At 71.0% G+C, this 26,698-nt stretch carries 27 protein-coding genes; 3 read left to right on the plus strand and 24 right to left on the minus strand.

The window, feature by feature from the left end; all coding sequences use genetic code 11:
* Nucleotides 1–38 precede the first annotated feature (38 nt).
* From AB0F04_RS26090 to proS, 18 genes are all read right to left on the minus strand, one after another.
* Nucleotides 39–596 carry a helix-turn-helix domain-containing protein gene (locus AB0F04_RS26090; RefSeq protein ID WP_362045524.1) on the minus strand — a complete coding sequence of 186 codons (558 nt, stop codon included), beginning with the start codon at nt 594–596 and terminating at the stop codon, nt 39–41.
* Between the two features lie 93 nt (nt 597–689).
* The gene (gene whiG / locus AB0F04_RS26095; protein ID WP_190902793.1) at nt 690–1,532 is read right to left on the minus strand and encodes an RNA polymerase sigma factor WhiG; all 843 of its coding nucleotides are present in this window, start codon (nt 1,530–1,532) and stop codon (nt 690–692) included.
* A gap of 272 nt (nt 1,533–1,804) precedes the next feature.
* Nucleotides 1,805–2,965, minus strand: a complete 1,161-nt coding sequence (gene dprA / locus AB0F04_RS26100; protein ID WP_362045095.1) for a DNA-processing protein DprA — start codon at nt 2,963–2,965, stop codon at nt 1,805–1,807.
* Nucleotides 2,962–4,587: a YifB family Mg chelatase-like AAA ATPase gene (locus AB0F04_RS26105; RefSeq protein ID WP_362045098.1), complete on the minus strand. Its 1,626-nt coding sequence runs from the start codon at nt 4,585–4,587 to the stop codon at nt 2,962–2,964. The genes dprA and AB0F04_RS26105 overlap by 4 nt, the downstream gene beginning before the upstream one ends.
* Nucleotides 4,588–4,989 carry a YraN family protein gene (locus AB0F04_RS26110; protein WP_362045101.1) on the minus strand — a complete coding sequence of 134 codons (402 nt, stop codon included), beginning with the start codon at nt 4,987–4,989 and terminating at the stop codon, nt 4,588–4,590. It abuts the gene before it with no gap.
* A gap of 76 nt (nt 4,990–5,065) precedes the next feature.
* Nucleotides 5,066–5,374: a DUF2469 domain-containing protein gene (locus AB0F04_RS26115; protein ID WP_003993268.1), complete on the minus strand. Its 309-nt coding sequence runs from the start codon at nt 5,372–5,374 to the stop codon at nt 5,066–5,068.
* 56 nt (nt 5,375–5,430) lie between these two features.
* Complete coding sequence (locus tag AB0F04_RS26120) at nt 5,431–5,955, minus strand: NUDIX hydrolase (protein ID WP_362045104.1); 525 nt, start codon at nt 5,953–5,955, stop codon at nt 5,431–5,433.
* Nucleotides 5,945–6,727, minus strand: coding sequence for a signal peptidase I (lepB, locus tag AB0F04_RS26125; protein WP_362045106.1), 783 nt, complete (start codon nt 6,725–6,727; stop codon nt 5,945–5,947). Before lepB (AB0F04_RS26125) ends, AB0F04_RS26120 begins: the two co-directional genes overlap by 11 nt.
* Nucleotides 6,728–6,841: 114 nt before the next feature.
* On the minus strand, nt 6,842–7,711 hold the full coding sequence (lepB, locus tag AB0F04_RS26130; protein WP_362045109.1) for a signal peptidase I: 870 nt from the start codon (nt 7,709–7,711) through the stop codon (nt 6,842–6,844).
* Nucleotides 7,599–8,693: a signal peptidase I gene (lepB, locus tag AB0F04_RS26135; protein ID WP_362045112.1), complete on the minus strand. Its 1,095-nt coding sequence runs from the start codon at nt 8,691–8,693 to the stop codon at nt 7,599–7,601. Before lepB (AB0F04_RS26135) ends, lepB (AB0F04_RS26130) begins: the two co-directional genes overlap by 113 nt.
* Nucleotides 8,686–9,408, minus strand: a complete 723-nt coding sequence (gene lepB / locus AB0F04_RS26140; protein WP_362045115.1) for a signal peptidase I — start codon at nt 9,406–9,408, stop codon at nt 8,686–8,688. The genes lepB (AB0F04_RS26135) and lepB (AB0F04_RS26140) overlap by 8 nt, the downstream gene beginning before the upstream one ends.
* A 45-nt stretch (nt 9,409–9,453) precedes the next feature.
* Nucleotides 9,454–9,804: a 50S ribosomal protein L19 gene (gene rplS, locus AB0F04_RS26145; protein WP_053668736.1), complete on the minus strand. Its 351-nt coding sequence runs from the start codon at nt 9,802–9,804 to the stop codon at nt 9,454–9,456.
* A gap of 134 nt (nt 9,805–9,938) precedes the next feature.
* Entirely contained in the window at nt 9,939–10,772 is an 834-nt protein-coding gene (gene trmD / locus AB0F04_RS26150; protein WP_362045118.1) for a tRNA (guanosine(37)-N1)-methyltransferase TrmD, read from the minus strand.
* Nucleotides 10,772–11,314: a ribosome maturation factor RimM gene (gene rimM / locus AB0F04_RS26155; RefSeq protein ID WP_362045121.1), complete on the minus strand. Its 543-nt coding sequence runs from the start codon at nt 11,312–11,314 to the stop codon at nt 10,772–10,774. Before rimM ends, trmD begins: the two co-directional genes overlap by 1 nt.
* An 84-nt stretch (nt 11,315–11,398) precedes the next feature.
* A complete protein-coding gene (locus AB0F04_RS26160; RefSeq protein ID WP_003973401.1) occupies nt 11,399–11,638 on the minus strand; it encodes an RNA-binding protein in 240 nt (79 codons plus the stop codon).
* A 2-nt stretch (nt 11,639–11,640) separates the two neighbouring features.
* On the minus strand, nt 11,641–12,057 hold the full coding sequence (rpsP, locus tag AB0F04_RS26165; protein ID WP_030852064.1) for a 30S ribosomal protein S16: 417 nt from the start codon (nt 12,055–12,057) through the stop codon (nt 11,641–11,643).
* A gap of 294 nt (nt 12,058–12,351) precedes the next feature.
* Nucleotides 12,352–12,954 carry a hypothetical protein gene (locus tag AB0F04_RS26170; RefSeq protein WP_104781425.1) on the minus strand — a complete coding sequence of 201 codons (603 nt, stop codon included), beginning with the start codon at nt 12,952–12,954 and terminating at the stop codon, nt 12,352–12,354.
* Between the two features lie 250 nt (nt 12,955–13,204).
* Nucleotides 13,205–14,620, minus strand: a complete 1,416-nt coding sequence (gene proS / locus AB0F04_RS26175) for a proline--tRNA ligase (protein WP_362045125.1) — start codon at nt 14,618–14,620, stop codon at nt 13,205–13,207.
* 199 nt (nt 14,621–14,819) lie between these two features.
* Here proS and AB0F04_RS26180 point away from each other — a divergent pair, with 199 nt between their 5' ends.
* Nucleotides 14,820–15,674, plus strand: coding sequence for a methyltransferase domain-containing protein (locus tag AB0F04_RS26180; RefSeq protein WP_362045128.1), 855 nt, complete (start codon nt 14,820–14,822; stop codon nt 15,672–15,674).
* A 137-nt stretch (nt 15,675–15,811) separates the two neighbouring features.
* Nucleotides 15,812–16,414, plus strand: a complete 603-nt coding sequence (locus AB0F04_RS26185) for a hypothetical protein (RefSeq protein WP_362045130.1) — start codon at nt 15,812–15,814, stop codon at nt 16,412–16,414.
* 78 nt (nt 16,415–16,492) lie between these two features.
* On the opposite strand, the gene ffh is transcribed toward AB0F04_RS26185, so the two are convergent.
* The 5 genes from ffh to AB0F04_RS26210 all read right to left on the minus strand — a co-directional run bounded on the left by ffh (nt 16,493) and on the right by AB0F04_RS26210 (nt 24,174).
* Nucleotides 16,493–18,043 (minus strand): signal recognition particle protein, encoded by a 1,551-nt coding sequence (gene ffh, locus AB0F04_RS26190; protein WP_053668744.1) that lies wholly within the window; start codon nt 18,041–18,043, stop codon nt 16,493–16,495.
* A gap of 81 nt (nt 18,044–18,124) precedes the next feature.
* The gene (locus AB0F04_RS26195; protein WP_362045134.1) at nt 18,125–20,626 is read right to left on the minus strand and encodes a [protein-PII] uridylyltransferase; all 2,502 of its coding nucleotides are present in this window, start codon (nt 20,624–20,626) and stop codon (nt 18,125–18,127) included.
* A gap of 37 nt (nt 20,627–20,663) precedes the next feature.
* Nucleotides 20,664–21,002 (minus strand): P-II family nitrogen regulator, encoded by a 339-nt coding sequence (locus tag AB0F04_RS26200; protein ID WP_030231663.1) that lies wholly within the window; start codon nt 21,000–21,002, stop codon nt 20,664–20,666.
* The gene (locus AB0F04_RS26205) at nt 20,999–22,339 is read right to left on the minus strand and encodes an ammonium transporter (protein WP_362045137.1); all 1,341 of its coding nucleotides are present in this window, start codon (nt 22,337–22,339) and stop codon (nt 20,999–21,001) included. The genes AB0F04_RS26200 and AB0F04_RS26205 overlap by 4 nt, the downstream gene beginning before the upstream one ends.
* 338 nt (nt 22,340–22,677) lie before the next feature.
* Nucleotides 22,678–24,174: a hypothetical protein gene (locus AB0F04_RS26210; protein ID WP_362045140.1), complete on the minus strand. Its 1,497-nt coding sequence runs from the start codon at nt 24,172–24,174 to the stop codon at nt 22,678–22,680.
* 444 nt (nt 24,175–24,618) lie between these two features.
* Between AB0F04_RS26210 and AB0F04_RS26215 the strand changes: the two genes are divergently transcribed.
* The gene (locus AB0F04_RS26215; RefSeq protein WP_362045143.1) at nt 24,619–25,281 is read left to right on the plus strand and encodes a bifunctional DNA primase/polymerase; all 663 of its coding nucleotides are present in this window, start codon (nt 24,619–24,621) and stop codon (nt 25,279–25,281) included.
* 128 nt (nt 25,282–25,409) lie between these two features.
* Here the strand turns inward: AB0F04_RS26215 and ftsY are convergent, their stop codons facing one another.
* Nucleotides 25,410–26,609, minus strand: coding sequence for a signal recognition particle-docking protein FtsY (ftsY, locus tag AB0F04_RS26220; RefSeq protein ID WP_355834917.1), 1,200 nt, complete (start codon nt 26,607–26,609; stop codon nt 25,410–25,412).
* Nucleotides 26,610–26,698 lie beyond the last annotated feature (89 nt).

Genomic DNA, 26,698 nt, shown 5'->3' on the forward strand with positions numbered 1-26,698 from the left:
ACCGGACTGCGGACCCACCCGCCCCGGGTGGACGTGGCTCAGCCCCGCACACCCCGCAACGCCATGGACACCGCCGCGTCCGCGATGGTCGCGGGCTCCTCCGCCGCCCCCAGTTCGATCCTGCGTACGGCCGCGTCCACCACCCCCTGGACCAGCATCGCCGCGAGCCGGGGCTGCTCGTGGCCCAGCTCGCCCAGCGCCTCGACGATCATCGCGACCAGCCCGCCGTGCGCCGCCCGGATCTTCTCCCGCGCCCCCGCGTCGAGTTCACTCGCGGAGATCGCGACCACGGCCCGGTGCCGCCGGTCCCCGACCAGCTCCAACTGCTGGCGCACATACGCCTCGACCTTGGCCTCGGCCGTATCCGCGCGCTCCATCGCCGCCGACACGTCCGCCGCCCAGACCGGGAAGTCGACCTCGCACAGCTCCTCGACCACGGCCGCCCGTGACCGGAAGTACTCGTAGACGGACGAGCGCGCGAGGCCCGTCCGCTCGGCGAGGGCCGGGAAGGTCAGCGCCTCCGTACCGCCCTCGGACAACAAGGAACGAGCCGCGTCCAGCAGGGCGGCTCGCTGCATCGACCGGTGCTCGGCCACGGAGGCCGCTCGAATCCTTGGCACGTCAACACTCTACGGACGCGCCCCGCCACGCGGGAGTGGTCGAGCCCGGCCCGAGGGCGTCCGGCCGGGTCAGCGGCCGAAGCTCGCCAGTTTCGCTCTCAGCTGGAGTACTGACTTGGTGTGGATCTGGCTGACCCGGCTCTCGGTCACCCCCAGCACGTTCCCGATCTCGGCCAGGGTGAGGCCCTCGTAGTAGTACAGCGTGACCACGGTCTTCTCCCGTTCGGGCAGCGTGTTGATCGCCCGTGCCAGGAACCTCCTCAGCTCCCGGTCCTCGGCGACCTCGACGGGGTTGTCGGCGGCGGTGTCCTCCAGCGTGTCCATGACGCTGAGCCCGTCGCCGCCCTCGCCGCCCCCATGCAGCAGCTCCTCCAGGGCCACCACGTTGGCCAGCGACAACTGGCTGAACACCGCGTGCAGTTCCTCGACGGCGATGCCCATCTCGCAGGCCACCTCGCCCTCCGTCGGCGTCCGCCGCAGCCGCGCCTCCAGCGTGGCGTACGCCCGCTCCACGTTGCGTGCCTTCTGCCGCACCGAGCGGGGGATCCAGTCCAGCGCCCGCAGTTCGTCGATCATCGCGCCGCGGATCCTGGTGATCGCGTAGGTCTCGAACTTGATCTCCCGGTCGATGTCGAACTTCTCGATCGCGTCGATCAGCCCGAACACCCCGGACGAGACGAAGTCCGCCTGCTCCACGTTGGACGGCAGGCCCACGCTGACCCGGCCGGCCACGTACTTCACGAGCGGCGAGTAATGCAGGATCAACTGCTCCCGCAGCCGCTCGTCCCCCGTCGCCTTGTACGACCGCCACAGCTCGTCGAGCGTCGAGGGAGCGGGCGGCCGCACGCTGCCACCGTCACGGGCGGCTGGGGGGATGGCCGCCCGGTCGGACCCGGAGGTGTGCTGGGGCATTCGTCGCCTTGTGCCGTTCTGCTGCGAAGTGGTGCTGCCGGGGTGAGCTGTCTGTCTGATGTCGAGTTGCCTGTCCTTGTCGGGATCCTCGCGAGCGTAGCGTGACTGTGGTGTCGCGGTGAGCGAAGGGCGGAGGCCGGGGTGGGCGCAGATACGTTCCTCAGGACGCCCCCGCGGGGTGACGCAGTCGCTCCGTGTGATCACCGCGAGGCCTCAACTGGGCGCATTTCCAAGGGATGTCGGGGTTCCCCCGGACGGCCGAACACAGAACGTCAACACGGTCCGCGAGCGTCGCGGACCGACATCACCGCCTGGCGTGTCAACTTCCAGCCGTCGCCATGTCGTTCGACGTAACCGAGTGCTCGGAGTTCGTACAGTCTCGCGATCGCGTCGTCCGGTGCGGTCTGTGCGGAGCGCGCGATCTCGTCCGGCGCGGCCGTGCCGTGTCCCGGCAGCGCGTCGAGCACCTGCCGGGCGGCCGGCTCCAGCAGGTCCCGGGGCAGGACGGGGCCTCGACGGTCGGGAGCCAGCTCTCCCATGCCACCGACCAGTTCCACCACGTCCGCGACGTCGGTGACCAGGACGGCCTCCCCGCGGAGCAGATCGTGCACCCCGGCGGAGAGGGCACTGGTGGCCGGGCCCGGCACGCCCATCGTGTGCCGGCCGAGGCGCTGTGCCGCCCGCGCGGTGACCAGGGATCCGCTGCGGTGGGCCGCCTCGACGACGACCGTGCCGCGGGTGAGGGCGGCGATCACTCTGTTGCGCAGGATGAACCGGCTCGGCGTGGGGTGGTCCCCGGGTGGCAATTCGCCGATCACCAGCCCCTGTTCGGCGATTCTGCCGATCAGCTGCGCGTGACCCCGGGGGTAGGGCCGGTCGACGCCGCAGGCGAGGACGGCGACGGTGGCGCCACCGGCCCCGAGGGCTCCGCGATGGGCGGCACCGTCGACTCCGTAGGCGCCGCCCGACACCACGACCCAGCCCCGCTCGGCGAGCCCCGCCGCGAGGGTGGCGGCCATGTGGGCCCCGTACTCGGTGCAGGCCCGGGCGCCGACCACGGCGACCGACCGCAGCGCCCACATGCGCAGACCGGCCCGCCCGCGCACCCACAGCCCCAGGGGCCGGGCGTCTCCGAGATCGTCGAGCTGTCCCGGCCACTCCGCGTCCCCGGGGGGCACGAACCGCACGCCGGCGTCCCGGGCGGCCGCGAGATCCCGGCGTGGCCGGGCCGCCTCGGCCCTGGCCACCAGTCCGGCCCAGCGCTTCTGGCTCGCCCCCGGCAGAGCGGCCCCGCCCTTCATCAGTCGCCGCACCACTTCCCGGGCCCCCAGCTCCCGCACCCACCGCCCGCCGGCCTCGTCCCCGGGCTCGAGGACGCGCGTGAGGAGGACCCGGGAGAGCAGGTCGTCGTCCGGTTCGCCGAGGGGGCTCATGTCGACGCCCCGATGGCCATGGGTACGCCGCGGGGAACACCGGTGCGCAGTTGCAGTGCGAGGGCGACGTCCGTGGCGTCGGGCCGATCGTGGCCCACGAGGTCGGCGACGGTCCAGGCCACACGCAGGACGCGGTCGAGGCCGCGCGCTGTCAGGACGCCCCGTTCCAGGCTTCGCTCGGCCTCGTCCATCGCACCGGGCACGGCGTACCAGCGGCTGCGCAGCTCCCGGCCGGGCACCTCGCTGTTCGTGCACCACGGGGTCCCGGCCAGGCGCTCCGCGGCCCGTTCCCGGGCTGCTCGCACCCGGTCGGCGACCGTCACGGTCGATTCGCCCGGGGCGGCGGAAGCGGCCAGCTGGGAGCGGGTGACGCGATCCACCTCCACGCGCAGGTCCACGCGGTCGAGCAGCGGTCCGGAGAGCCTGGCCTGATAGCGGCGGATGGCCGAGGGCGGGCACTCGCAGAGGTCGTCCCGCTGCGAGAACCGGCCGCACGGGCAGGGGTTGGCCGCGAGCACCATGAGGAACTTCGCCGGGAAGCGCACGACTCCCGCACTGCGCGCGATCACCACATGCCCGGCCTCCAGCGGCTGGCGGAGCGCGTCCAGGGCCTGGCTGTTGAATTCCGGTGTCTCGTCGAGAAACAGCACTCCGCGGTGGGACAGCGACACCGCTCCGGGCCGCGCGATGCCCGGGCCGCCGCCGACGAGTGCCTGCATCGTGGCGGAGTGGTGCGGAGCGCAGTAGGGCGCGGCGTCGATCAGCGGCTTGCCCGGAGGCAGCAGGCCCGCGACGGAGTGGACCGCGGTCACCTCCAGCGACTCCTGTCGGCCGAGCCGCGGCAGGATGGCCGGCAGCCGCTCGGCGAGCATCGTCTTGCCGGCGCCGGGCGGCCCTTCGAGGAAGAGGTGGTGCCCACCCGCTGCGGCCACCTCCGCAGCCGTGCGTGCCGAGGTCTGTCCGACGACGTCGGCCAAGTCGTGACCATGGTCGTGCTGAGCCGCTCCGATGCTGTGCATGCCCGTGGCCGCGCCGGTGCCCGGCACCCGGAGACCGGCAAGGAGCGGGTCCGGGCGGCCCAGTTCGTCCTGTTCCTCGTCGGGCACAGGTTCGTCGGCCAGGATGGCGATCAGCTGCCGCAGACTGCGCACGCCCAGCACCGACACCCCGGGCACAAGGGACGCCTCGGCGGCCGCACACTCCGGCACCACCACCTGCTCATATCCCGCCTCAGCCGCCGCCAGCACCGCCGGCAACACCCCCCGCACCGGTCGCACCCGCCCGTCCAGCCCCAGTTCGCCGATCATCACGATGTCGGCCAGGACCCTGGGGTCGATGCGCTCCGCCGCGCCGAGGACCGCCGCCGCGACGGCCAGGTCGAAGCCGCTGCCGGACTTAGGGACCGAGGCCGGGCTCAGGCCGACGGTAAGTTTCTTCTGGGGCCAGGCCGCGCCCGAGTTGACGACCGCGGCGCGCACCCGGTCCTTGCTCTCCGTGAGGCTCTTGTCGGGCAGTCCCACCAGCGTGAAGGCCGCGACGCCGGGTTCGAGGTCGGCCTGGACCTCGACGACCACGCCCTCCACGCCGACCAGTGCCACCGAACACGTACGGGCGAATGCCATTCAGGCCACCCCCCGCGCGTGTTCGACCACGGCGGCTCCGCGGGCCGGCAACAGCACGCCGACCACGTCGATGCGGACCCCGCCGGGCGGTGCGCCCCCGTGCGTCTGGATCCACCGTTCGGCCAGGCCCCGCAGCCGCTCCGCCTTCTGCGGGGTCACGGCCGCCATCGGGTGCTGGAAGGGCCCCTCCCTGCGGGTCTTCACCTCGCAGACGACCAGGACGTCCCCGTCCCTGGCCACGATGTCGATCTCGCCGGTCCGGCCGGAGCGCCAGTTGCGCTCCAGGACCGTCAGACCGGCCTCGGTCAGCCGCCGTGCGGCCAGGCTCTCTCCGTACTTGCCCATGGCACTGCGTGCCAGGTGTGCGGTCATGTCGGCACCACCTCCGGCGCCAACGATCACGCACCCGCCTCCACGAAGTGGATCTTGGTGGACGGCTCAGCGACTGTGGACAACTCCGTCACCCACACGAGGAACCTCAGCCGCTCGGCAGCTCCAGATCGCTCTTGTTCAGTTCCTCGATGTTCACATCCTTGAACGTGAGCACTCGTACCTGCTTCACGAACCGCGCCGGCCGGTACATGTCCCAGACCCAGGCATCCGCCATGGAGACCTCGAAGAACACCTCACCCTGGACCGAGTGCACCTGCATCTCATAGTCGTTGGTGAGGTAGAAACGCCGCTCGGTCTCGATCACGTATTTGAACAGACCGACGACATCGCGGTACTCCCGGTAGAGCTTCAGCTCCATCTCGGTCTCGTACTTCTCGAGGTCCTCGGCGCTCATGGCATGTTCCCCTTCAGCCGTGCGATCCCCCCATTGTGCGCCAGTCCGGTGAGCCGCTAGACGATTTCCGGGTCAAGGATCACTGGCCTGGCCGGGGGACCTTCGTCGAGCAGCGTGCGCAGCAGCCCGGCGAGTCTGGTCGGATACACCGTCTCATGTGCCCGGCTCAGTTCCGGACACGTCCACCAGCGCGCTCCGGCGACACTGCGCCGCTCCAGTTCGGTCAGCCCGGTGGCGGCCACCGCCGTGCGCTCCGTACGCGCCAGGTAGTACCACTCGTCCTGGTTCCAGCGGCGGCCCGCGAACGGAAAGGAGCACCTGCGCCGCCACAGCACCGGGCCGATCTCGACCTCGGTGATGCCCGTCTCCTCGGCGAGTTCCCGCAAAGCGGCCTGTTCACGGGTCTCCTCGCCCTCCACACCGCCGCCGGGGGTGAACCACCAGTCGTCGGCCGGGTCGTCCGGCTCGTGCCCGTGCAGCAGCAGGATGCGGTCCCGCGGGTCGAGCAGCACCACCCGGGCGACCCTGCGCAGTCCGCCCTCGAAGGTGTCCTGGCCCGCTCCCCCGGCCTCAGCGGACACCTGAGGGCTCCGCGGCGCTCTCCCGCCGGGCCCGGGCGGCGCCCGCGCGCTTGGCGATAGGCCCGTAGGCACCTCCGCCCAGGACGAGAACGGCGCCGGCGATCACGAGGGCGGTGATCGTCCGCAGCGGTCCGGGCGAGGAGAGAGGGCCGAGCGGCTCGAAGCCGGTGGGGCGCTGCAGCATGCCCTTCATCGGCCACACGACGGTGTCGACGCGGGCGTCCACCGCGGAGCGTGCCACCGTGCCACTGGCCGCGTCGGTCAGGTGGGCCGTGGAGTCCACGGAATTGCCCCGCTCGTCACCGAGCAGGAAGAGGCGCCCCTTGGGGACGGTCACGGTCGGGAAGTTGCTCATCTCGGCCGGTGTGCCCTTGGGCAGGTACGTTTCGTCGATCTCCTTGCCGTTGACCTTCAGCCTGCCGTCCTGGCAGCAGGAGACCGTGTCGCCGCCGACGGCGACCACGCGCTTGACCATCGGCGCGTTGGCCCAGGTCGCGTCCTTGAAGACGACGACATCGCCGCGGCGCACCTCGCCGCCGTCGATGCGCTGCGCCAGGATCCGGTCGCCCGCGTCGATCGTGGGGGTCATCGAACTGGTGGGGACGGTGTACGGCCGGTAGACCACCGCTCCCCAGGCGAACCCGCCGAGAAACAGCACGAGGCCCAGTGCGACGGCCAGCCCGGACAACCGCTGTCCGGTCCGGCTGCCCACCGGGCCCGTGCCCGAGCCGCCGCTGCGCGGGGCTGTGTGCGTCATGCTCTCGCCACCCATGGGTCCGCACCCTACCCGGGGGTACGGGCCGGGGTCAGCCCGCTCATGCGCCCGAATGCGGAACGACGATGCGGCTTCCCGGCTGCGGGGCCCGTCGTGCCCCGCAGGGGACGGTCAGGGGTTCAGCCCGGCCTGGTCGAACGTGTCGGGCACCGGCAGCGTGTCCCAGCGGTTGATAGGCCAGGCCTTCACGATGGCGCGTCCGACGACGTCCTTGACCGGGACCATGCCGTGGTACTTCTCGCCCTGGTTGTAGCGCGAGTCACGCGAGTTCTGCCGGTGGTCTCCCATGACCCAGATGTAGCCCTTCGGGACCTTCACCTTGAACTGGCCGCCCTGGTCGTCGACACTGCACGGCGTGTTGCCCGGGTAGACGTACGGCTCGTTCAGCGCCTTGCCGTTGACCTTCAGCGGACCGGTCTTGTTGCACTCGACCGTATCTCCGCCGACCCCGATCACCCGCTTGATCAGGTCCTTCTCTTCCACCGACGGCATCAGGCCGATCCAGCTCAGGAACGTCTGCATCGCGTTGGGGTCGGGCGTGGGCTCACCCCTGAGCCAGTTGCCCGGGTCGTGGAAGACGACCACCTCGCCGCGTTCGGGCTCGGAGCCGAACCAAGGGGTGAGTTTGTCGACCAGGACCCGGTCGCCCTGCTGGAGGGTGTTCTGCATCGAGTCGGAAGGGATCGAGAACGCCTGCACGAGGAACGTCTTGATCAGCAGCGCGAGCACCAGGGCGATGCCGATCAGGATGGGCAGTTCCTTCCAGAAGGAACGCGGCTTCTTCGGCGTCCTCGCCGTGCCGCCCGGTCCCTGGCCCTCTGCTGTCGTGTGCTCTTCCGTCACCCTGCCGTCCTCGGCCGCCCCGGAGTCATTCCCGGGGGTCACGGCGCTGTCCGCGGCAGGGACGGCGGATTCCGCGGGGCGTCCGCGGTGCTCCTCCCCGTCGTGTCCGGACCGTGCGCCAACCGCCACATCCCCCACGCCAACTCCTCACTCTGTGCCGCCGCCTGCCCCATACGCGGCGCAGGCCCACCACTCCCATAACGAGCGGGAGTTCCGCAGGGCTCGGGAGTCGGATCGTTCCGTTCGGATCGTCGGAAGCAACCCTATGCGACAGCCGGGGAGCGGCGGTCGACCCGGTGTCCGAGTCGGACACGGTGGCGTAGGTGTTCGGCTCGTCCAAGGTGGTCCAGTGGTTGAGGGGCCAGGCGATGACCATGGCTCGTCCCACGACCTCGTCCTCGGAGACCGTGCCCCCGTAGTCGGTGTCCTGGTGCACCCGGGAGTCCGCCGAGTTGTTCCGGTGGTCGCCCATCACCCACAGCCGTCCCTGAGGGACCCTGATGTCGAACGGCGTGTCGGAGGGGGCGACGCCGGGGTACAGATAGTCCTCGTTCAGCGGGACGCCGTTGACCGTCACCCGCCCCTGCGTGTCGCAGCACTTGACGCGGTCGCCACCGACGCCGACGACCCGCTTGATGAGGTCCTTCTCGTTCTCGGACGGCAGCAGGCCGATGAAGGTGAGCCCTTCCTTGACCTGCTTGACGACGATGGGGTCGTCCTTCTTGGGGGTGGTCTGCTCGTCCTGGAGCCAGCCGCCGGGGTCCTTGAAGACGACCACGTCCCCGCGCTGCGGCTCCGAACCGAACCACGGGGTGAGCTTGTCGACCAGGACGCGGTCGCCGATCCGGATCGTCTGCTCCATGGAGCCGGACGGGATGACGAAGGCCTGGACGAGGAACGTCTTCAGTACGAGCGCTATCAGGACCGCCACGCCCACGAGGAGCGGTATCTCCTTCACGGCGCCGCGCCTGCGGCGCCGCTTGACCTTGCGCTGGAGCTTGCGGCGCTCGGCCCGCGTACGGCCACTGCCGGACGGTCCGGCGGCGCGCCGGACGCCGGTGGGCAGCAGGTTCTCCGCAGGGCCCGCAGGGACGCCGCGCGGTTTGCCGCGGTTACCCATGGGCGCCCGTCCTGCCGGCGTCGGGCACGCGCGCGTAGGCGTCGGGCCGGTGCAGCCGGGTGGCGTGAGCGGACGGCCAGATGATCCAGTCGGCGCGGCCGATCACGTCGCCGACGGGAATCATGCCGCCGCCGGGCGAGCCGAGGTGGTCGCGGGAGTCGCTGGAGTCGCTGCGGTGGTCGCCGAGGACGAACAGGGTGCCGCCGGGGACGACGACGTCGAAGGGCACCGCGGACGGGCTGTCGCCGGGATGCAGGAAGCCCGACTCGTCGACCGGCCGGCCGTTCACCTGGATCCTCCCCTCCCTGTCGCAGCAGACCACGCGGTCTCCCCCCACACCGACAACGCGTTTGATGTAGTCCGCGTGCCCGAAGTACCCGGTCCCGTCGAACACGACGATGTCTCCCCGCCGCGGCACGGCACCGAAACGGTACGCCAACTTATTTACGAGAACCCGGTCTCCGATCCTCAATCCGGGTTCCATGGATCCGCTGGGGATCTGGAACGGCCGCAGCACGAACGTGCTGAGCAACAGCAGGAAGACCAGGCAGAAAAGCAGGGTGAGGGTGATCCGGCCGCCCGGGACCCAGGAGCCGGCACGCGCCACCAACGCGAAACGCGACCGGTCCTCCGGCCCTGCGGGTCCCGAGGTCGTCTCGGAGCCGGAAGGGCGGGAGGAGCGGTCGCGCTCCGTGGGCTGTGCTTCGGTGTCCATCGGAGCCAGATGTTATCCGGCCCCGACACGAACCCCGGAGAGCGCTCAGCTCTCGCGCTTCTCCTTGATCTTCGCGGCCTTGCCGCGCAGCTCGCGCAGGTAGTACAGCTTGGCGCGGCGCACGTCACCCTTGGTGACGAGCTCGATCTTCTCCACGATCGGGGTGTGCACCGGGAAGGTGCGCTCGACGCCGACGGAGAAGGAGACCTTGCGGACCGTGAAGGTCTCGCGCACGCCGGCGCCCTGGCGACGGATCACAACGCCCTTGAACTGCTGCACACGGGAGCGGTTGCCCTCGATGACGCGGACGTGGACGTTGACGGTGTCGCCCGGACGGAAGGCGGGGACGTCGCTGCGCAGCGACGCGGAGTCGACGGTGTCGAGCAGGTGAGACATGAGTCTGCTTTCCTCGCTGATGCCACAGGTCATCAACGGAAACTAGGTGTTTCGGATCAGGGGTGTGCGGGTCGGGGCGGACGTCGTCTCCCCCTGTGGCAGGGGCGCACGCCGGACGGACGCACAACAGCTGGCTATTCTTCCACGCCGTCGGTCCTGCGCCAAAATCGGCCGTACGGCTCCCCCGCCGGGTCGGGCGCCCAGCCGAGGATGGAAAGCATCTCGCGGTCCTTCTTGTCGAAGGCCTTGGGGTCGCACCGCTCGATGAGGTCGGGCCGGTGGGCGGTGGTGCGCTTGAGGGCCTCGTCGCGGCGCCAGCGGGCGATCTTCCCGTGGTGGCCGCTGAGCAGCACGTCGGGGATGTCCCGGCCGCGCCACTCGGGGGGCTTGGTGTAGACGGGCCCTTCCAGCAGGCTGGCCATGGCACCGGGCGCGAAGGAGTCGTCCCGGTGGGACTCGGCGTTGCCCAGGACGCCGGGCAGCAGCCGCGCCACGGCCTCCGTGACGACGAGGACGGCCGCCTCGCCGCCGGCCAGGACGTAGTCCCCGATGGACACCTCGTACACCGGCATCCGGGTCGCGTACTCGTCGACGACGCGGCGGTCGATGCCCTCGTAGCGGGCCGGGGTGAAGATCAGCCAGGGTCGCTCGGAGAGCTGGACGGCGAGTTCCTGGGTGAAGGGCCGGCCGCTGGGGGTGGGCACGATGAGGGCGGGCGCCCGGGAGCCCGCCTCGTAACCGTCGGCGAGGACCGAGTCCAGTGCGTCTCCCCACGGCTCGGTCTTCATGACCATGCCGGGGCCGCCGCCGTAGGGGGTGTCGTCGACCGTGTGGTGACGGTCGTAGGTCCAGGAACGCAGGTCGTGGACGTGCACGTCGAGCTGTCCGCGCGCGCGGGCCTTGCCGACGAGGGAGACGTTCAGCGGTTCCAGGTACTCGGGGAAGATCGTGACGACGTCGAGGCGCATCAGGACTCGTCCCGGCTGGACGCGATCTCGGCGCGGTCGTCGATCAGGCCCGGCGGCGGGGTGATGACGGCCTTCTGCTCCTCCAGGTCGATCTCGGCGACGATCTCCTCGACGAAGGGGATCATCACCTCGCTGCCGTCGGGACGCTCCACGATGAACAGGTCCTGGGTGGGCAGGTGCGAGATCTCCGTGATCCGGCCGACCTCGGTGCCGTCCGCGGTGACCACGTCGAGGTCGATGAGCTGATGGTCGTAGTACTCATCCTCGCCCTCGGGCAGTTCCTCCGGGTCGATCTCGGCGATCAGGAGGGTGTTGCGCAGGGCCTCGGCGGCGGTGCGGTCGCCGACGCCCTCGAAGCGCAGCAGGAGACGGCCGCTGTGGACGCGGCCCGTCTCGATGGTGAGCGGTCCCGCGGATGCGGGGTCGGTGGTGAGTACGGCACCGGGGCCCAGCCTCAGCTCCGGCTCGTCGGTCCGTACCTCGACGGTGACCTCACCCTTGATTCCATGGGCACGGCCGATCCGTGCGACTACCAGCTGCACGTGTCCATTCTCCTGTCATACGACTGCGGGCCGGGGACGGCCCAGTGGCCCTCCCCGGCCCGAGCCGGTGCTGCTGCGAAAGCGTCAGCGGACGTGGTCCACGTCGACGAGGTCGACACGGACGCCCCGGCCGCCGATGGCGCCCACGACGGTACGCAGGGCGCGTGCGGTGCGGCCGTTGCGGCCGATCACCTTGCCGAGGTCGTCCGGGTGGACCCGGACCTCGAGCACGCGACCGCGACGCAGGTTGCGCGAGGCGACCTGCACATCGTCAGGGTTGTCGACGATGCCCTTCACGAGGTGCTCGAGAGCCTCCTCGAGCATGCTCAGGCCTCGGTCGAAGCGGACTCGGCGGCCTCGTCCTTCTTCTCGGCCTTCTTCTTCTGGGTGATCGCCTCACCCTTGCCCTCGTCGTCGCCGCCGATGGCCTCGAACGACGGACGCGCGGCCTTCTCCGGCTGCGTCAGGAGCGGGGCCGGAGCCGGCTCGCCCTTGAACTTCTGCCAGTCGCCGGTCTTCTTGAGGATGGCCATCACGGGCTCGGTCGGCTGGGCGCCGACACCGAGCCAGTACGCCACGCGCTCGGCGTCGACCTCGATCACCGACGGGTTGTACGTCGGGTGGTACTTGCCGATCTCCTCGATGGCCCGGCCGTCACGGCGGGTGCGGGAGTCGGCGACGACGATGCGGTAGTGAGGCGAACGGATCTTGCCCAGACGCTTCAGCTTGATCTTGACTGCCACGGGAGTGGGTTCTCCTGGATTTGACGTGGTTGGGCACGGCGAGAAATGCCGCGTGGGGTTGCGGTACCCGAGTGCCCGATGGACGCGTCAGCCGGAGGCGAGAGGGTTCCTGTGCGGCTGTCGAGTACAGCTAGCCATTGTGCCACACCCGGCGAGTCGCCCCGGGCCGGGGGCCCGATCCGCTGTGCGGGCACGCCGACGGCGCACCCGGCGTGAGAGGTGAGCACGTCGGGTGCGCCGGCGGCCCGAGCCCTGCGCCGTCGACCGGCAGCCACGAGATGCCGGTGCGGGGCGTCAGCTCGCCACGGCTCCCACGATGTCCGGGATCCGGAACGGCTTGCCGCAGCCGCCGCAGACGATCGGGGCCTGGGCGAGGACGGACGGGACGACCCGGACGTTGCGGCCGCAGTCGCAGACCGCCTTGACGCGTACACCGCCACCCGAGGAGCCGTGGCGGGCGGCCGGGCCCCGGAAGGTGCGTGAGGTGTCGGAGGAGGTCGCGGCGGTGTGGGCCTTCAGGGCGCGCTGGAGGCGCTCCATCGTCGGGCGGTAGCGGCGCTTCGCCTCGGGGGTGAGCGTGACCAGGGAGAAGCCGCTGCTGGGATGCGGCTCCTCGGGGTGGTCAAGGCCCAGCTCCTCGGCGATCGCGAGGAATCTGCGGTTGTGGTAGCGGCCGGCGCGGGAGGTGTCGCGGACGCCGCGCGAGGCGGCGATGCCATGGACTGCCTCATGGAGCAGTCGCTCGAAGGAGAGCTCGTGACCGCACGCGGACGACGACTCCCCGATCAGGGACTCTGGCGCGGCAAGGTCGGGCAGCTCGGGGTGGTACCGCTGAATGTCGGCCCACGCCTGTGCCAGCTCTGCGGCGAGAACAGGTGGTGTCTGTGTCGTGCTCACGTAATGACAACGAGCCGGGGTGCCCCAGTGTTCCGATTCCGGGCCATCCCAAATAATTTGCACGTACCCGTCAGTTGCCTCTGATGCGTCCCGACGAGGGCGGGTGCGCCGATCTGTGGAGAAGCCTCACAGCTCACCACAAGGTGGTGCGTAGTCCCGCGTACGCCCCGGCGCGTATGTGAACCGTGCGGGCCGGGGCGACAGAGGTCTGTGGATCCGCAAGAGGCGTTTCGGCCGCCTCGCGCCTCACTCAGTAAGCGCGTGCGACGACCGCGACGTTACCGGGTGCGTCGTCGGCATCCGGCACCGACCCGTCCTCGGCGATCAGACACCGTACGGTCACCGCGTGATCGGCGAGCCTGGCCTCGCCCTCCTCGCCGAGCGCGGCCCATGGGATGCGCGCCCAGCCGCCGTGGGTGGCGGCCTCGACGGCCTCCTCGAACGTGGACACCTCCGCCGTCCGTGACTCGCGGCGCTCGCGGGACTGCTTGAGCAGCAGGGCCTGGTCCTCCTCGAGGATCCCCGGGAGCAGTTCGGCGAGGTCGTCCAGTGACACCGGCTCCTTGCCCCCGGGGATGCGGCGGGCGAGCATCGCGGTGCCGTTGCCCAGGTCGCGCGGGCCGATCTCGATCCGGACCGGCACGCCCTTGAGCTCCCAGTCGACCGCGCGACGGCCGAAGGGCGTGTCGGTGCGGTCGTCGACGTGGACGCGGACACCGGCCGCCTTCAGGCGGTCGCCGAGCTCGCGGACCTTGGCCAGAACCGCCTCCTCGCCCTTGATCGCGAGCACGACGGCCTGGATCTGCGCCAGCCGCGGCGGGACGCGCAGGCCGTCGTCGTCGCCGTGCATCATCACCAGGGCGCCGATCATGCGGGTGGTGGAACCCCAGGAGGTCTGCCAGACGAGTTCCTGCCGGCCTTCCTTGGAGAGGTACTGCGTGTGGAAGGCCTTGGCGAAGTTCTGGCCCAGTTCGTGGCTCGTGGCCATCTGCAGGGCCTTGCCGTCGCCCATCATGCCTTCGAGGGTGAGGGTGTTGATCGCGCCCGCGAAGCGCTCCTTCACGGTCTTGCGGCCGGGGACGACGTCCATCGCGAGGACGTTCAGCATGAAGTCCTCGTAGACCCGCCGGTGGATGTGCGCGGCGAAGTCACGCGCCTCCTCGTACGTGGGGTGGGCGGTGTGGCCCTCCTGCCAGAGGAACTCGGAGGTCCGCAGGAACAGGCGCGGGCGCAGTTCCCAGCGCACGACGTTCGCCCACTGGTTGATGAGCAGCGGCAGATCCCGGTAGCTCTGCACCCACTTGGAGAAGTACTCGTTGACGATCATCTCGGAGGTGGGACGGACCACGGCCGGCTCTTCCAGCTCCTTGCCGCCGCCGTGGGTGACGACGGCCAGCTCGGGCGCGAAGCCCTCGACGTGGTCGGCCTCCCGGGCGAGGTACGACTCGGGGATCAGCAGGGGGAAGTACGCGTTCTGGGTGCCCGTCTCCTTGATGCGGGCGTCCATCTCCGCCTGCATCCTCTCCCACAGCCCGTACCCGTACGGCCGGATGACCATGGTGCCGCGCACCGGACCGTTGTCGGCGAGCTCCGCCTTGGTGATCAAGTCCTGGTACCAGCGCGGGAAATCGTCCGCCCGGGGGGTGAGAACAGGTGCCTTCGCCATGGCGGGATGCTACGGGCCCGGATTGCCGGCATGTGAAATCTCGCCACCGGCACATGACATCTCGCAAGCCCTGCCGCATTCCACTGGACGACGGGTCGAGGGGGGAGTTTCCTGGCATACGGGGGTAGTGCGAGCGCACTGTCACGGGGGCCATGGAATCGGGCAAGAGGCAACTCTCGGCGGATTGGGGCGCTTACTTATGACACCTACGCTCGTGCGGCAGCACCTGCCTCACGCGGGGGCCGCACCCCGCGTGGACCTGCGTGCACGCGCGCGTGACTGGTCCGAGATCCAGGAGCGGATGCTCGTACCGCTCTACGAGGCCGTCTACGAGCGACTGGACGTGGGTCCCACGACACGGCTGCTCGGCCTCGGCTGTGGTTCCGGGCTCTCCCTGCTGATGGCCGCCGCCCGGGGAGCGGCGGTCACCGGTGTCGACGCTTCCCCCGAAAGAATGACCCTGGCGCGGGAGCGGCTGCTCTCCGAGGCGTCGGGCACCCAGGCGCGTCCGGAGGCCCGGCTGGTCGACGGTTCGCCCCGGGACACGGCGGAACCGGGCGCTCCCGGCTACACCCTGGTGACCGCCTTCGAGCCGATCGGGTGCCTGGCGGGCGACTCGGAAGGGCTGGCCGGACTCCTGGCGGAGGCGACGCCGCTCGCCCGGCGCGGTGCGGCCGTGGTGCTGGCGGGCTGGGGCCCGCCGGAGCGTTGCGCCACGGCGTCCGTGATGCGGGTGGCCACGAAGCTCGCGGAGCCGCTGCGCACCCCGGGCAACTGGCGCCCCGCCTGCCGCGACGACCTGGAGGATGTCGCCCACCGGGCCGGGCTCAGGCCGGACGGGTCGGGGCGGGTGGCCTGCCCCTTCGGCTACGCCGACGTGGACAGCGCGGTACGGGGCCTGAAATCGACGGGTCTGTTCGACGCGGCGATGACGGCGACGGACCAGGTGCAGGTCGACAAGGAGCTGGCCGAGGCCCTCCATCCGCACCGGAGGCAGGACGGGACGGTGTGGATGTCGAACGTGTTCCGCTATCTGATCGCCCGGACGCCCTGACGCACAGCGCTCCCGATGCAGGTGTGAATGGTGTGAAGAAAACACCAAGGGGAGCTTTTGGTTCCACCAAGTGGATCATGAAGCCCTAATGTGATCCACCGCTCGGGGAACCATCACATCTGCATACAGGAGCTGTTGTGCCGCACCACCAGACCGCGCTGCGCCTCGTCGCGCCCGTCGCCGTTCTCGCCCTGACGCTCACCGCCTGCGGGGGCGGCGACGACACTGCCGACGCGACGAGCACGGCCACCGCCCAGGCCAAGGCCTCGCCGTCACCGGAGCCCGCCTCCGGCGGTGAGATGGGCACCGGCGAGAGCGCCACGGGCAAGGTCGCGGAGGACCCGGGCGAGGTCACCTACGAGGTCCTGGCGCAGAAGGTCGAGGTGGGCACCGAGGCGGAGGCGGCGAAGGCCGTCTCCGAGCCGGACAAGGTCAAGGGCAAGGCGCTTGCCGTCGCGTACGTGAAGTACACGCACAAGAGCGGGCCTGCCCTCACCGAGGGCTCCGACGTGCACGACGGCACCACAGTCTTCGCCGACGGGCAGCGCGGCTCGGTCCTCATCGGCGCCTCCGAGGACGCCGCGGGCTGTGAGGACCCCTACGACGTCGAGAGCTGGAAGCAGGGCGAGAGCCATGTCTTCTGCGAGACGTACGTGGTGCCGGCGAACGCCAAGAGCGTCGAGGTCCACTGGTCGGAGGAGGACGGCGAGCCGTACGTCTGGAAGTTCCCGAACAGCTGACCGGCGAAGCACCGGCACACCACTGAGGGCGCCCCTTCCCGGAGGAGGGGGCGCCCTCAGTGCTGTTCGGACGGGGCGTCAGCCCATGAACTTCTTGAACTCGTCGGGCAGCTCGAAGTCCTTGCCACCCTGCTGCGGCAGCCCGAAGGCACTGCCGCCCTCGGCCGCGGCGGCCCGGCGGGCGGCCTCCTCCTGCTCCTGCTGCTTGCGCTTCATCGGGTTGCCCGAGCGCTGCTTGCCCTTGGCCTGCTTCTGCTTCTTCTTCGTCCGGCCGGGGCCACCGCCCATGCCCGGCATCCCCGGCATCCCCGGCATGCCGCCGCCCTGGGCCATCCGGGACATCATCTTGCGGGCCTCGAAGAACCGCTCGACGAGGTTCTTCACCGCGCTGACCTCGACGCCGGAGCCCCTGGCGATACGGGCGCGGCGCGAGCCGTTGATGATCGTCGGCTCCTGGCGCTCGGCCGGGGTCATCGACTTGATGATGGCGGCCGTGCGGTCGACGTCCCGCTCGTCGAGGTTGGCGATCTGGTCCTTCATCTGGCCCATGCCCGGCAGCATGCCGAGCAGCTTGGAGATGGAGCCCATCTTGCGGACCTGCTCCATCTGGGCCAGGAAGTCGTCCAGGGTGAAGTCCTGGCCCTTCTTGGACGCCAGCTTGGAGGCCATCTTCTCGGCCTCTTCCTGGCTGAACGTCTTCTCCGCCTGCTCGATCAGGGTGAGCAGGTCACCCATGTCGAGGATGCGGGAGGCCATCCGGTCGGGGTGGAAGGCGTCGAAGTCGTCGAGCTTCTCGCCGTTGGAGGCGAACATGATCGGCTTGCCGGTGATCTGCCGGATCGACAGAGCCGCACCACCGCGCGCGTCGCCGTCGAGCTTGGAGAGCACCACACCGTCGAAGCCGACGCCGTCACGGAAGGCCTCGGCGGTGTTGACGGCGTCCTGGCCGATCATCGCGTCGACGACGAAGAGGATCTCGTCCGGGGAGACGGCGTCGCGGATGTCCGCGGCCTGCTGCATCATCTCCTGGTCGATGCCGAGACGGCCGGCGGTGTCCACGATCACGATGTCGTGGACCTTGGACTTGGCGTGCTCGATGGAGTCCTTGGCGACCTTGACCGGGTCACCGACGCCGTTGCCCGGCTCGGGGGCGTAGACGCTGACGCCCGCGCGGTCGGCGACGACACTCAGCTGGTTCACGGCGTTGGGGCGCTGGAGGTCACAGGCGACCAGCAGCGGCGAGTGACCCTGCTCCTTCAGCCAGCGGCCGAGCTTGCCCGCGAGGGTGGTCTTACCGGCACCCTGCAGACCCGCCAGCATGATCACGGTGGGCGGCTGCTTGGCGAAGCGCAGGCGCCGGGTCTCACCGCCGAGGATCGTGACCAGTTCCTCGTTGACGATCTTGAGGACCTGCTGGGCCGGGTTCAGCGCCTTGCTGACCTCGGCGCCGAGGGCGCGCTCCTTGACGTTCTTGATGAACGCCCGGACGACGGGAAGCGCCACGTCCGCCTCGAGCAGCGCGATCCGGATCTCGCGCGCCGTGGCGTCGATGTCCGCCTCGGAGAGCCGTCCCTTGCCGCGCAGGTTCTTGAAGGTCGCTGAGAGGCGATCGGAAAGAGTATCGAACACGGCGCTCGCGGTCCTCGGGGTCGGTGGCTACAGGGAATCGCCCTCCAGGGTATCCCGGCGTGACAAGTCGCCGGGTCGGCCTCACCCGCGCAGTGTCTCCTCCAGCTTCCGCGCCACGGCCGCCGCCTCGTCCCCGGGCAGCGGCGCGCCTTCCGGGCCGGTCACGTAGAAGGCGTCGACCGCGTTGGCGCCGAGCGTCGAGACGTGGGCGCTGCGCACCCGCACGTTCGCGTCCTCCAGGGCGCGGCCGATGCGGAACAGCAGCCCCGGGGCGTCCTGGGAGCGGACCTCGATGACCGTGGCCAGCCGGGAGGCGGCCGGGTGGACCGACACCCGGGCCGCGGGGGCGATCACGCCCCGGCGGCGCGGATAGGCCGCGTCGCGTTCGGCGAGGCGGCCGGCGATGTCCAGGGAGCCATCCAGCGCCCGGACGAGGTCCGAGCGCAGCCGGGCGGCCTGCGGCAGCGAGCCGTACTCGGCGGCGACGCGCCAGTCCAGCAACAGGACGGACCCGTCCACGCCGTCCGGGAGGTGCAGGGAGCGCAGCTCGGCGGTGCGTACGGTCAGCCGGTGCACGGCGAGAACGCCGGCCACCGCGGGCAGCACCCCGGGCTGGTCGGGTACGGCGATGAGCAGCTCCACCCCGAGGGGCTCGGGGTCGCCGGACGGCTCCTGCCCGGCGGGCGGCTCGGTCTGGGCCCGCAGCGAGAGCACCGGGCTGCCCGTCGCCGCGGCCTCCAGGGCGAGCCGCTCCTGCTCGGCCGTCGGCGCGGCCTCCTCGGGGTCGTCCGGGGCGTCCCCGGCGAGCACCGCCGAGACCCGTTTGACCAGGTCGGCGACGAGTGAGCCGCGCCAGGACGACCAGGCTGCCGGGCCGGTGGCGAGGGCGTCGGCCTCGGTGAGCGCGTGCAGCAGCTCCAGGGTGCCCTCGGAGCCGACGGCCTCGGCGACGGAGCGCACGGTGGCCGGGTCCTCCAGGTCGCGCCGGGTGGCGGTGTCGATGAGCGTGAGGTGGTGCCGTACCAGGGTGGCGATCACGTTCACGTCGTGACGGTCGAAGCCGATCCGGGTGGCCACGTCCTTGGCGATGATCTCGCCCGCCACGGAGTGGTCGCCCGGCCAGCCCTTGCCGATGTCGTGCAGCAGCGCGGCGACCAGCAGCAGGTCGGGGCGGCTGACCCGGCGGGTGAACTCGGAGGCGCGCACCGCGGTCTCGATGAGGTGCCGGTCGACGGTCCACAGGTGCACGGCGTTGCGCTGCGGGCGGCAGCGGACCCGCTCCCAGTCGGGCAGCAGCCGGGTGATCAGCCCCTCCGCCTCCAGCGCCTCCCACACGTCGATGGTGGGGCGGCCGGAGCCGAGCAGGGTGACGAGTTGTTCACGGGCCTCGGCGGGCCAGGGCGTCGGCAGCGGGCGCACGGTGGCCGCGAGCCGCCGTACGGCGTGCAGCGAGAGCGGGAGGCCGGCCTGCGCGGCGGCGGCCGCGGCGCGCAGCGGCAGCACGGGGTCGCGTTCGGGGCGCGCGGCGCGGGCGAGCACCACCTCGCCGTCCTGCTCCACCACTCCCTCGGCCAGCGGGGACCGCTCGGCGGTCGGCTTCCCGCCGCCCAGCGCCCTCCCGTCGCCCGCCACCGCCCTTCTGAGGAAGTCGCTTCGCTCCCCCACCAGTTTGCGCAGCCGGGGCCGCACGGCGCGCGACCGCAGAACGCGCCCCACCTCCCGCCAGGTGACGTCACTGGCGTACGAGACGACCCGGGCCGCCTCGTACACCTGCCGCAGCAGGGTGTCCGCGTCGAGCAGGCCCAGCTCGGCGGCCACCTGGTCCTGCTCCTGGAGGGCGAGCCGGTCGGTGGCGCGCCCGGTGGCCAGGTGCAGGGCGTCCCGGACGTCCAGGAGCCGGCGCCGGGCGTCGGCGAGGCCCTCGCGGGGGGCGTCGGCGAGCCAGGAGGCGGCGACGGCGCGCAGCGCGGTGGCGTCGCGCAGCCCGCCGCGGGCCTCCTTCAGGTCGGGTTCCAGCAGGTACTGCAGCTCGCCCTGGCGCTCGGCGCGTTCGGCGCACAGCTCCTGCAGTTCGGGCAGGCGTTTGGGGGCCTGGTTGCGCCAGTCGGCCAGGACGGCCGTGCGCAGCGAGCTGGTGAGGCCGAGGTCGCCGGCGATGTGCCGGGCGTCCAGCAGTCCGAGCTGCACCTTGAGGTCCTCACCGGCGGTCTTGCGGGCCTCGGCGGGGGTGCGGACGGAGTGGTCGAGGTCCAGTCCCAGGTCCCAGACGGGGTACCAGAGCCGGTCGGCCAGGGCGGCGACGGCCTTGGTGTCGGTGCCGTCGTGCAGCAGGAGCAGGTCGAGGTCGCTGCGCGGGGACAGCTCACCGCGCCCGTAGCCGCCGACGGCGACGAGAGAGGCCCCGCGCAGCCCTTCGGCGCCCGCCGCGAACAGACCGGTGAGCCAGTCGTCCGTGAGTTCGGACAGGGCCGCACGGCGCGGCGGCCCGGACCGCGTCTCCTCGGTGAGGAGACGCAGCCGGGCCGCCGCGTAGCCGCTGGGTCCCGAGTCCTCTGCTTCCTTCTGCACGTCCGTACCCGTCACCCAGCGACTCCTGTTCCGTTGCCTGCCTCGAGGGTCTTCAGAGCGCGTCGGGACCGCGCTCGCCGGTCCGGACCCGTACGGCCGTCTCGACCGGGATCGACCAGACCTTTCCGTCACCGATCTTGCCGGTGCGGGCCGCCTTGACCACGACGTCGATCAGCTGCTCGGCGTCGTCGTCCTCGACCAGGACCTCGATGCGGATCTTGGGGACCAGGTCGACCGTGTACTCGGCGCCCCGGTAGACCTCGGTGTGGCCCCGCTGACGACCGTAGCCGCTCGCCTCGGTGACCGTCAGGCCGTGTACGCCGAAGGCCTGGAGGGCCTCCTTGATCTCGTCGAGCCGGTGCGGCTTGACGACGGCGGTGATGAGCTTCATGCGTCCACCTTCTTGCTCGCGGCTGCGGCGACGGGGGCCGTGACGGCCGTCTTGGCGGCGCCGCCACCGGCGCCACTGAAGTCGTATGCGGTCTCGGCGTGCTCGGCCTGGTCGATGCCGGCCACCTCTTCGTCCTCGGTGACCCGCATGCCCATGGTCTTGTCGAGGATGAAGGCGAGGACCGCGGAGACGATCAGGGAGTAGGCGAGGACCGCGAAGACACCGGCGCACTGCTTCCAGAACTGGGTCAGGCCGCCGCCGTAGAAGAGGCCCTCGACGGTGGACTGGCCCTTGCCGCTGGCGAAGAGGCCGATCAGCAGGGAGCCGACGACACCGCCGACCAGGTGGACGCCGACGACGTCGAGGGAGTCGTCGTAGCCGAACTTGTACTTGAGGCCGACGGCCATGGCGCACAGCACACCGGCGATGGCGCCGACGGCGATCGCGCCGAGCGGGGTGACCGCGCCACCGGCGGGGGTGATGGCGACCAGACCCGCGACCGCGCCGGAGGCGGCACCGAGCGTGGTGAACGCACCGTGGCGGATCTTCTCGTAGATGAGCCAGGCCAGCATGGCGGCGGCGGTGGCGATCTGGGTGTTGACGAACATCAGCGCGCCGACGCCGTCGTCGTTGCCGAGCCAGGAGCCGGCGTTGAAGCCGAACCAGCCGAACCACAGCAGACCGGCGCCGAGCATGACCAGCGGCAGGCTGTGCGGACGCATCGGGTCCCGCTTGAAGCCGACGCGCTTGCCGATGACGAGGATCACGCCGAGCGCCGCGGCACCCGCGTTGATGTGGACCGCCGTACCACCGGCGAAGTCGATGACGCCCAGTTCGAAGGCCCAGCCGCCGGAGCCCCAGACCCAGTGCGCGACGGGGAAGTAGACGACGGTGGCCCACAGGGCGATGAACAGCGCCCACGCGCTGAACTTCACGCGGTCCGCGAGGGCGCCGCTGATCAGGGCGGGCGTGATGATCGCGAACATCAGCTGGAAGACCAGGAACACGAACACCGGGATGGTGTAACCGGGCCACAGCTCCGTCAGGCCGATCTTGCTGAGGCCGACCCAGTCGGAGTTCCAGCCGATGAGGCTGCCGGAGTCGGTGCCGAACGCCATGGAGAAGCCGTACAGCACCCACAGGATGGTGACGATCCCGAGGCTGATGAAGCTCATCATCAGCATGTTCAGGGTGCTCTTGACGCGGACCATGCCTCCGTAGAAGAAGGCCAGGCCCGGCGTCATGAGCATCACCAGGGCGGAACAGATGAGCATGAACCCTGTGTTCGCGGCAGACAGCTTGGGCGCTTCTGCGGCAAGGGTGATGGCTGGTGCCATCGGCGTCTCCTCGTCATTGGTACGGCCCCGTGCGGGCGAAGCCTCGAGCGGAATGAGGGGTGGGCCGGTTATGCGCCACGAGATTGACGCAGCGCGGTTTCGGTCGAAGCCCCTCGTTGTTTCGCGGCCGTGACGAAGGCGGGTTCTGTGTTACGCGTCGATGAACTGCCGGATGACGGGCGAGCCGATCGTTATCGTGGCGCAACCTTCGGCTTTCAGGCAGCCGTGGGCGCACAGGCCGACCGCGGCCGGCCTTCCGATGACCTGGCATGGGGGAGCCGAGTCGGGCAGTTCGGGAGGGCCGGCCGCGGCCGGGGTTCAGGAGGTCGGACGGCTTCTCAGACCGCCTCGGCGGTCTCGGGCAGCTCCGCCGCGAGCCGCTCGGTGAGGTCGACGACCTCGCCGAGGTCGCCGAATTCGCGGGCGGCGGTGTCGACCGTCTTCCGGATCCGGGTGTTGACGCGCTCGGAGCGGACCTTCTTGGCGACCTGCATGGCCTCGGTGGCGAAGACCGTGCTCCGCTCGGGCTCGCGCTGGAGGAGGTGCACCGTGGCCATGCCGATCAGGTTCAGTGCGTACGACCGCTGGTGCTCGCCGTCCTCGGCGAAGAGCTTCACGGCCCGGTTCATCAGGGGCTCGGCCAGCGAGGCGTACGTGGGACTGCGGCCGGCGACGTAGGCCAGGTCGCGGTAGGAGTGCGAGTTCTCGCCGTGCAGCTCGGCCTCGGAGAAGAAGCGGATCCAATCGGGGTCGGGCTCGTCCCACTCGTCGGCCTCGGAGAAGGTGTCCTCGGCCATCCGCACGGCCCGCTTGCACTTGCCGGGCTGCCCCATGTTGGCGTAGGCGCGGGCCTCCATCGCATACAGCATCGACTGGGTACGCGGGCTCGCGCAGTCGCGGCTGCCGTACTGCGCGAGGTGGATCAGCTCCAGCGCGTCGTCGGGCCGGCCGAGGTGGATCATCTGGCGGCTCATGCTGGAGAGCACGTACGAGCCGAGCGGCCGGTCACCGGCCTCCTTGGCGGCGTGCAGCGCGAGGACGAAGTACTTCTGCGCGGTCGGCTGGAGCCCGATGTCGTACGACATCCAGCCGGCCAGCTCGGCGAGTTCGGCGGCGACCTTGAACAGACGCCGGGTGGTCGACTCCGGCTGGGGCTCCTGGAGGAGGTCCGTCACCTCGTGCAGTTGTCCGACGACCGCCTTGCGGCGCAGGCCACCGCCGCACTGGGCGTCCCACTGGCGGAACATCACCGTCGTGGACTCCAGGAGGTCCAGCTCCGGCTTGGAGAGCCGGCCGCGGGCGCGCCCGGAGCCGCCCGCGGACCCGGGCTCGGAGCGCGGGGCCGGGGGCGAGGGCACGAGCCAGCGCTGCATGGGCTCGATGAGGGCCGGACCCGCGGAGAGGGCCAGCGAGCTCCCGAGGAAGCCGCGCCGCGCCAGCATGAGGTCGCTGCGCGAGAACTCGCTGAGCAGCGCCACGGTCTGCGGGCCCGTCCAGGGCAGGTCGACGCCGGTCGCGGAGGGCGACTGGCGCGCGGTGCGCAGGCCCAGGTCCTCGACGGAGACGACGACGCCGAAGCGTTCGGAGAACAGCTCGGACAGGATCCTGGGGATCGGCTCGCGGGGGTTCTCTCCGTCGAGCCAGCGGCGCACCCGCGAGGTGTCCGTGGAGATGTGGTTGGCGCCCAACTGCCGTGCCCTGCGGTTGACCTGGCGGGCGAGCTCGCCCTTGGACCAACCGCTGCGCACGAACCAGGAGGTGAGCAGCTCGTTGGGGCGCTTGTCAGTGTGCGTCGCGCTCGCAGCGTTCGTTCCGCTTCCGCCGTTGCCGCTCACTGGAACGCCCCCATCCCTGAGACCACTTGTCGCCGAGTGCGCCAAGCCCTATCAGCATGCCGGTTCGTACGGCCGCCCGTCCGCCCCTTGTCACCCATCGAACGGAATGACGACTTGCCTCCGGCATACCCACGAGCGCATGTACCCCCAGGACTCGTGCACACACAGTAATCCTACGATCACCCGTCCAGTCACGGCTCACACGGAAACGCCACCATTCGCCACCCCTTCGAATGAACTCACGTACGCCTGGGCGCGATTCACTTGACACAGCACCACCAGGAGTGGGTGCAGCGATGCACTTGGGGGCGCGCGTCACCGGACACGCCACCCCGAGCACACCCGGGCGCCGAGTGGGCGGGCCGCCACCGGGAAGGCGGAAACAGAGAGTCACGCACCGCGTCCGCTGCGTAACCACCGGGCGCCGGACCCGTTGGAGGGGGCATGGGCTTCACGATCGGCATCAACCGTGGCATGCGCGACATCCGGTCCGGCTCACGCCGCCGCCGCACGTCGGACTGCACGGCTGTGGCCGAGTACACCGGACTGTGGGGCTGGGACGTGGTGCCGGGCGCCCGGGCCTCGTCCGGCGCCTGCTCCTGCGGCCGCGGCGACTGCCCCGAGCCGGGCGCCCATCCGCTCGACTTCGCGCCGGTTCTCGCGGCGGGGGCGACGCTGGACGTCGTGACGAAGACGTGGGGCGAGTTCCCCGGGGCCTCGGTGATGCTGCCGGTCGGCGGGGCGTTCGACGTCATCGAGGTGGCCGAGCCCGCCGGCTGCCGCGCGCTGGCCCGGCTGGAGCGTATGGGTCTCCCCGTCGGACCGGTCGCGGCGACGCCGGACGGCCGTGCGCACTTCTTCGTCGCCCCCGGCGCCGCCGCCGATCTGCCCGGGCTGCTCTACCGCATGGGCTGGGACGACCCGGACTCCCTCGACCTGCGCGGCCTCGGCCCGGGCGCGTACATCACGGCACCGCCCTCCGACCGCGGCGGCCTGGGCCCCGTGCGCTGGCTGCGCTCCCCCGCCCTGGACTCGGCGTCCCGGCCTCCGGAGGCCCGCCTGATCCTGGGCACGCTGGCGTACGTGGCCCACCGGTCGCGGGCCTAGCCGCGACACAGGCCCACACGGCGAACGGACACACACGGCGAAGCGCCCGGCCCCGACCAAATCCCGGGGGCGGGCGCTTCGCCGTGCACGTACGGCTTTCGTAGGTGAATCCTCGGTGGGTGCCGAGCTCACTCTCCGATAAGGGCGTCAACGAACGCCTCCGGCTCGAACGGCGCCAGGTCGTCCGCGCCCTCGCCGAGCCCGACGAGCTTGACCGGGACGCCCAGCTCGCGCTGGACCGCGACCACGATGCCGCCCTTGGCCGTGCCGTCGAGCTTGGTGAGCACGATGCCGGTGATGTCGACGACCTCGGAGAAGACGCGGGCCTGGACCAGGCCGTTCTGGCCGGTGGTGGCGTCCAGGACGAGCAGGACCTCGTCGACGGGGGCCTGCTTCTCCACGACCCGCTTGACCTTGCCGAGCTCGTCCATGAGTCCGGTCTTGGTGTGCAGGCGGCCGGCGGTGTCGATGAGCACGACGTTCGCGCCCATCTCCTTGCCCTCCTTGACCGCGTCGAAGGCCACGGAGGCCGGATCGCCGCCCTCCGGACCGCGCACGGTGTGGGCGCCGACGCGCTCGCCCCAGGTCTGGAGCTGATCGGCGGCTGCGGCACGGAAGGTGTCGGCGGCGCCGAGCACGACGCTCTGGCCGTCCGCCACCAGGACGCGGGCGAGCTTGCCGGTGGTGGTGGTCTTGCCGGTGCCGTTGACGCCGACGACCATGACGATGCCCGGCTTGCGGTCCTCCGGCTCGGTCTTGACCGCACGGTCCATGTCGCGGCCGACCAGGGTGACCAGTTCCTCGCGGAGCAGGGTGCGCAGCTCCTCGGGTGTGCGGGTGCCGAGCACCTTCACACGCTCGCGCAGCCGCTCGACCAGTTCCTGGGTGGGCTGCACGCCGACGTCCGCGGTGAGCAGCGTGTCCTCGATCTCCTCCCAGGTGTCCTCGTCGAGGTGCTCACGTGACAGCAGGGTGAGCAGCCCCTTGCCGAGGGCGTTCTGCGAGCGGGAGAGCCGGGTCCGCAGCCGGACCAGGCGGCCGGCGGTGGGTTCCGGGATCTCGATCTCGGGAGCTTCGGCGGGCGGCTCCTCGACTACGACCGGAGCCGAGCCGTCCGGGAGATCCACCTCCTCGATGGTGCGCCGCGGTTCCTCCCGCGGCGTCTCGGCCTCGTCGCCGACGTGCGGCTCGGCCGGTGGGGCGGTGATGTCGGGCGCTGCGGGCGGGGGCGGGGGCAGCTGCTTCTTGCGCCGGCTGCCGACGATGAGCCCGCCGAGCGCGCCGAGCACGACCACGGCGATGACTACAGCAAGGATGACGATGTCCATAACGGGTCCAGTATCAGTCATGGGCGCCCGGGTCACCCCGCGCGCACCGCCCCGCCGGGCCGGGCGCCACCGGATCTCCGCACCCCTGG

It is taken from the genome of Streptomyces sp. NPDC029041 (genome assembly GCF_040637515.1).
In the GTDB taxonomy this organism is placed as follows: domain Bacteria; phylum Actinomycetota; class Actinomycetes; order Streptomycetales; family Streptomycetaceae; genus Streptomyces.

Excerpts from the sequence above, each read along its gene's own strand:
- AB0F04_RS26180 (WP_362045128.1), top strand. The coding sequence starts at position 14,820 with ATGACACCTACGCTCGTGCGGCAGCACCTGCCTCACGCGGGGGCCGCA.
- AB0F04_RS26200 (WP_030231663.1), bottom strand. The coding sequence starts at position 21,002 with ATGAAGCTCATCACCGCCGTCGTCAAGCCGCACCGGCTCGACGAGATC.
- ftsY (WP_355834917.1), bottom strand. The coding sequence starts at position 26,609 with ATGGACATCGTCATCCTTGCTGTAGTCATCGCCGTGGTCGTGCTCGGC.
- trmD (WP_362045118.1), bottom strand. The coding sequence starts at position 10,772 with ATGCGCCTCGACGTCGTCACGATCTTCCCCGAGTACCTGGAACCGCTG.
- AB0F04_RS26105 (WP_362045098.1), bottom strand. The coding sequence starts at position 4,587 with ATGGCATTCGCCCGTACGTGTTCGGTGGCACTGGTCGGCGTGGAGGGC.
- AB0F04_RS26215 (WP_362045143.1), top strand. The coding sequence starts at position 24,619 with ATGGGCTTCACGATCGGCATCAACCGTGGCATGCGCGACATCCGGTCC.
- lepB (WP_362045112.1), bottom strand. The coding sequence starts at position 8,693 with ATGGGTAACCGCGGCAAACCGCGCGGCGTCCCTGCGGGCCCTGCGGAG.
- proS (WP_362045125.1), bottom strand. The coding sequence starts at position 14,620 with ATGGCGAAGGCACCTGTTCTCACCCCCCGGGCGGACGATTTCCCGCGC.
- AB0F04_RS26205 (WP_362045137.1), bottom strand. The coding sequence starts at position 22,339 with ATGGCACCAGCCATCACCCTTGCCGCAGAAGCGCCCAAGCTGTCTGCC.
- lepB (WP_362045106.1), bottom strand. The coding sequence starts at position 6,727 with ATGGGTGGCGAGAGCATGACGCACACAGCCCCGCGCAGCGGCGGCTCG.
- dprA (WP_362045095.1), bottom strand. The coding sequence starts at position 2,965 with ATGAGCCCCCTCGGCGAACCGGACGACGACCTGCTCTCCCGGGTCCTC.
- rplS (WP_053668736.1), bottom strand. The coding sequence starts at position 9,804 with ATGTCTCACCTGCTCGACACCGTCGACTCCGCGTCGCTGCGCAGCGAC.
- lepB (WP_362045115.1), bottom strand. The coding sequence starts at position 9,408 with ATGGACACCGAAGCACAGCCCACGGAGCGCGACCGCTCCTCCCGCCCT.
- AB0F04_RS26115 (WP_003993268.1), bottom strand. The coding sequence starts at position 5,374 with ATGAGCGCCGAGGACCTCGAGAAGTACGAGACCGAGATGGAGCTGAAG.
- whiG (WP_190902793.1), bottom strand. The coding sequence starts at position 1,532 with ATGCCCCAGCACACCTCCGGGTCCGACCGGGCGGCCATCCCCCCAGCC.
- AB0F04_RS26160 (WP_003973401.1), bottom strand. The coding sequence starts at position 11,638 with ATGCTCGAGGAGGCTCTCGAGCACCTCGTGAAGGGCATCGTCGACAAC.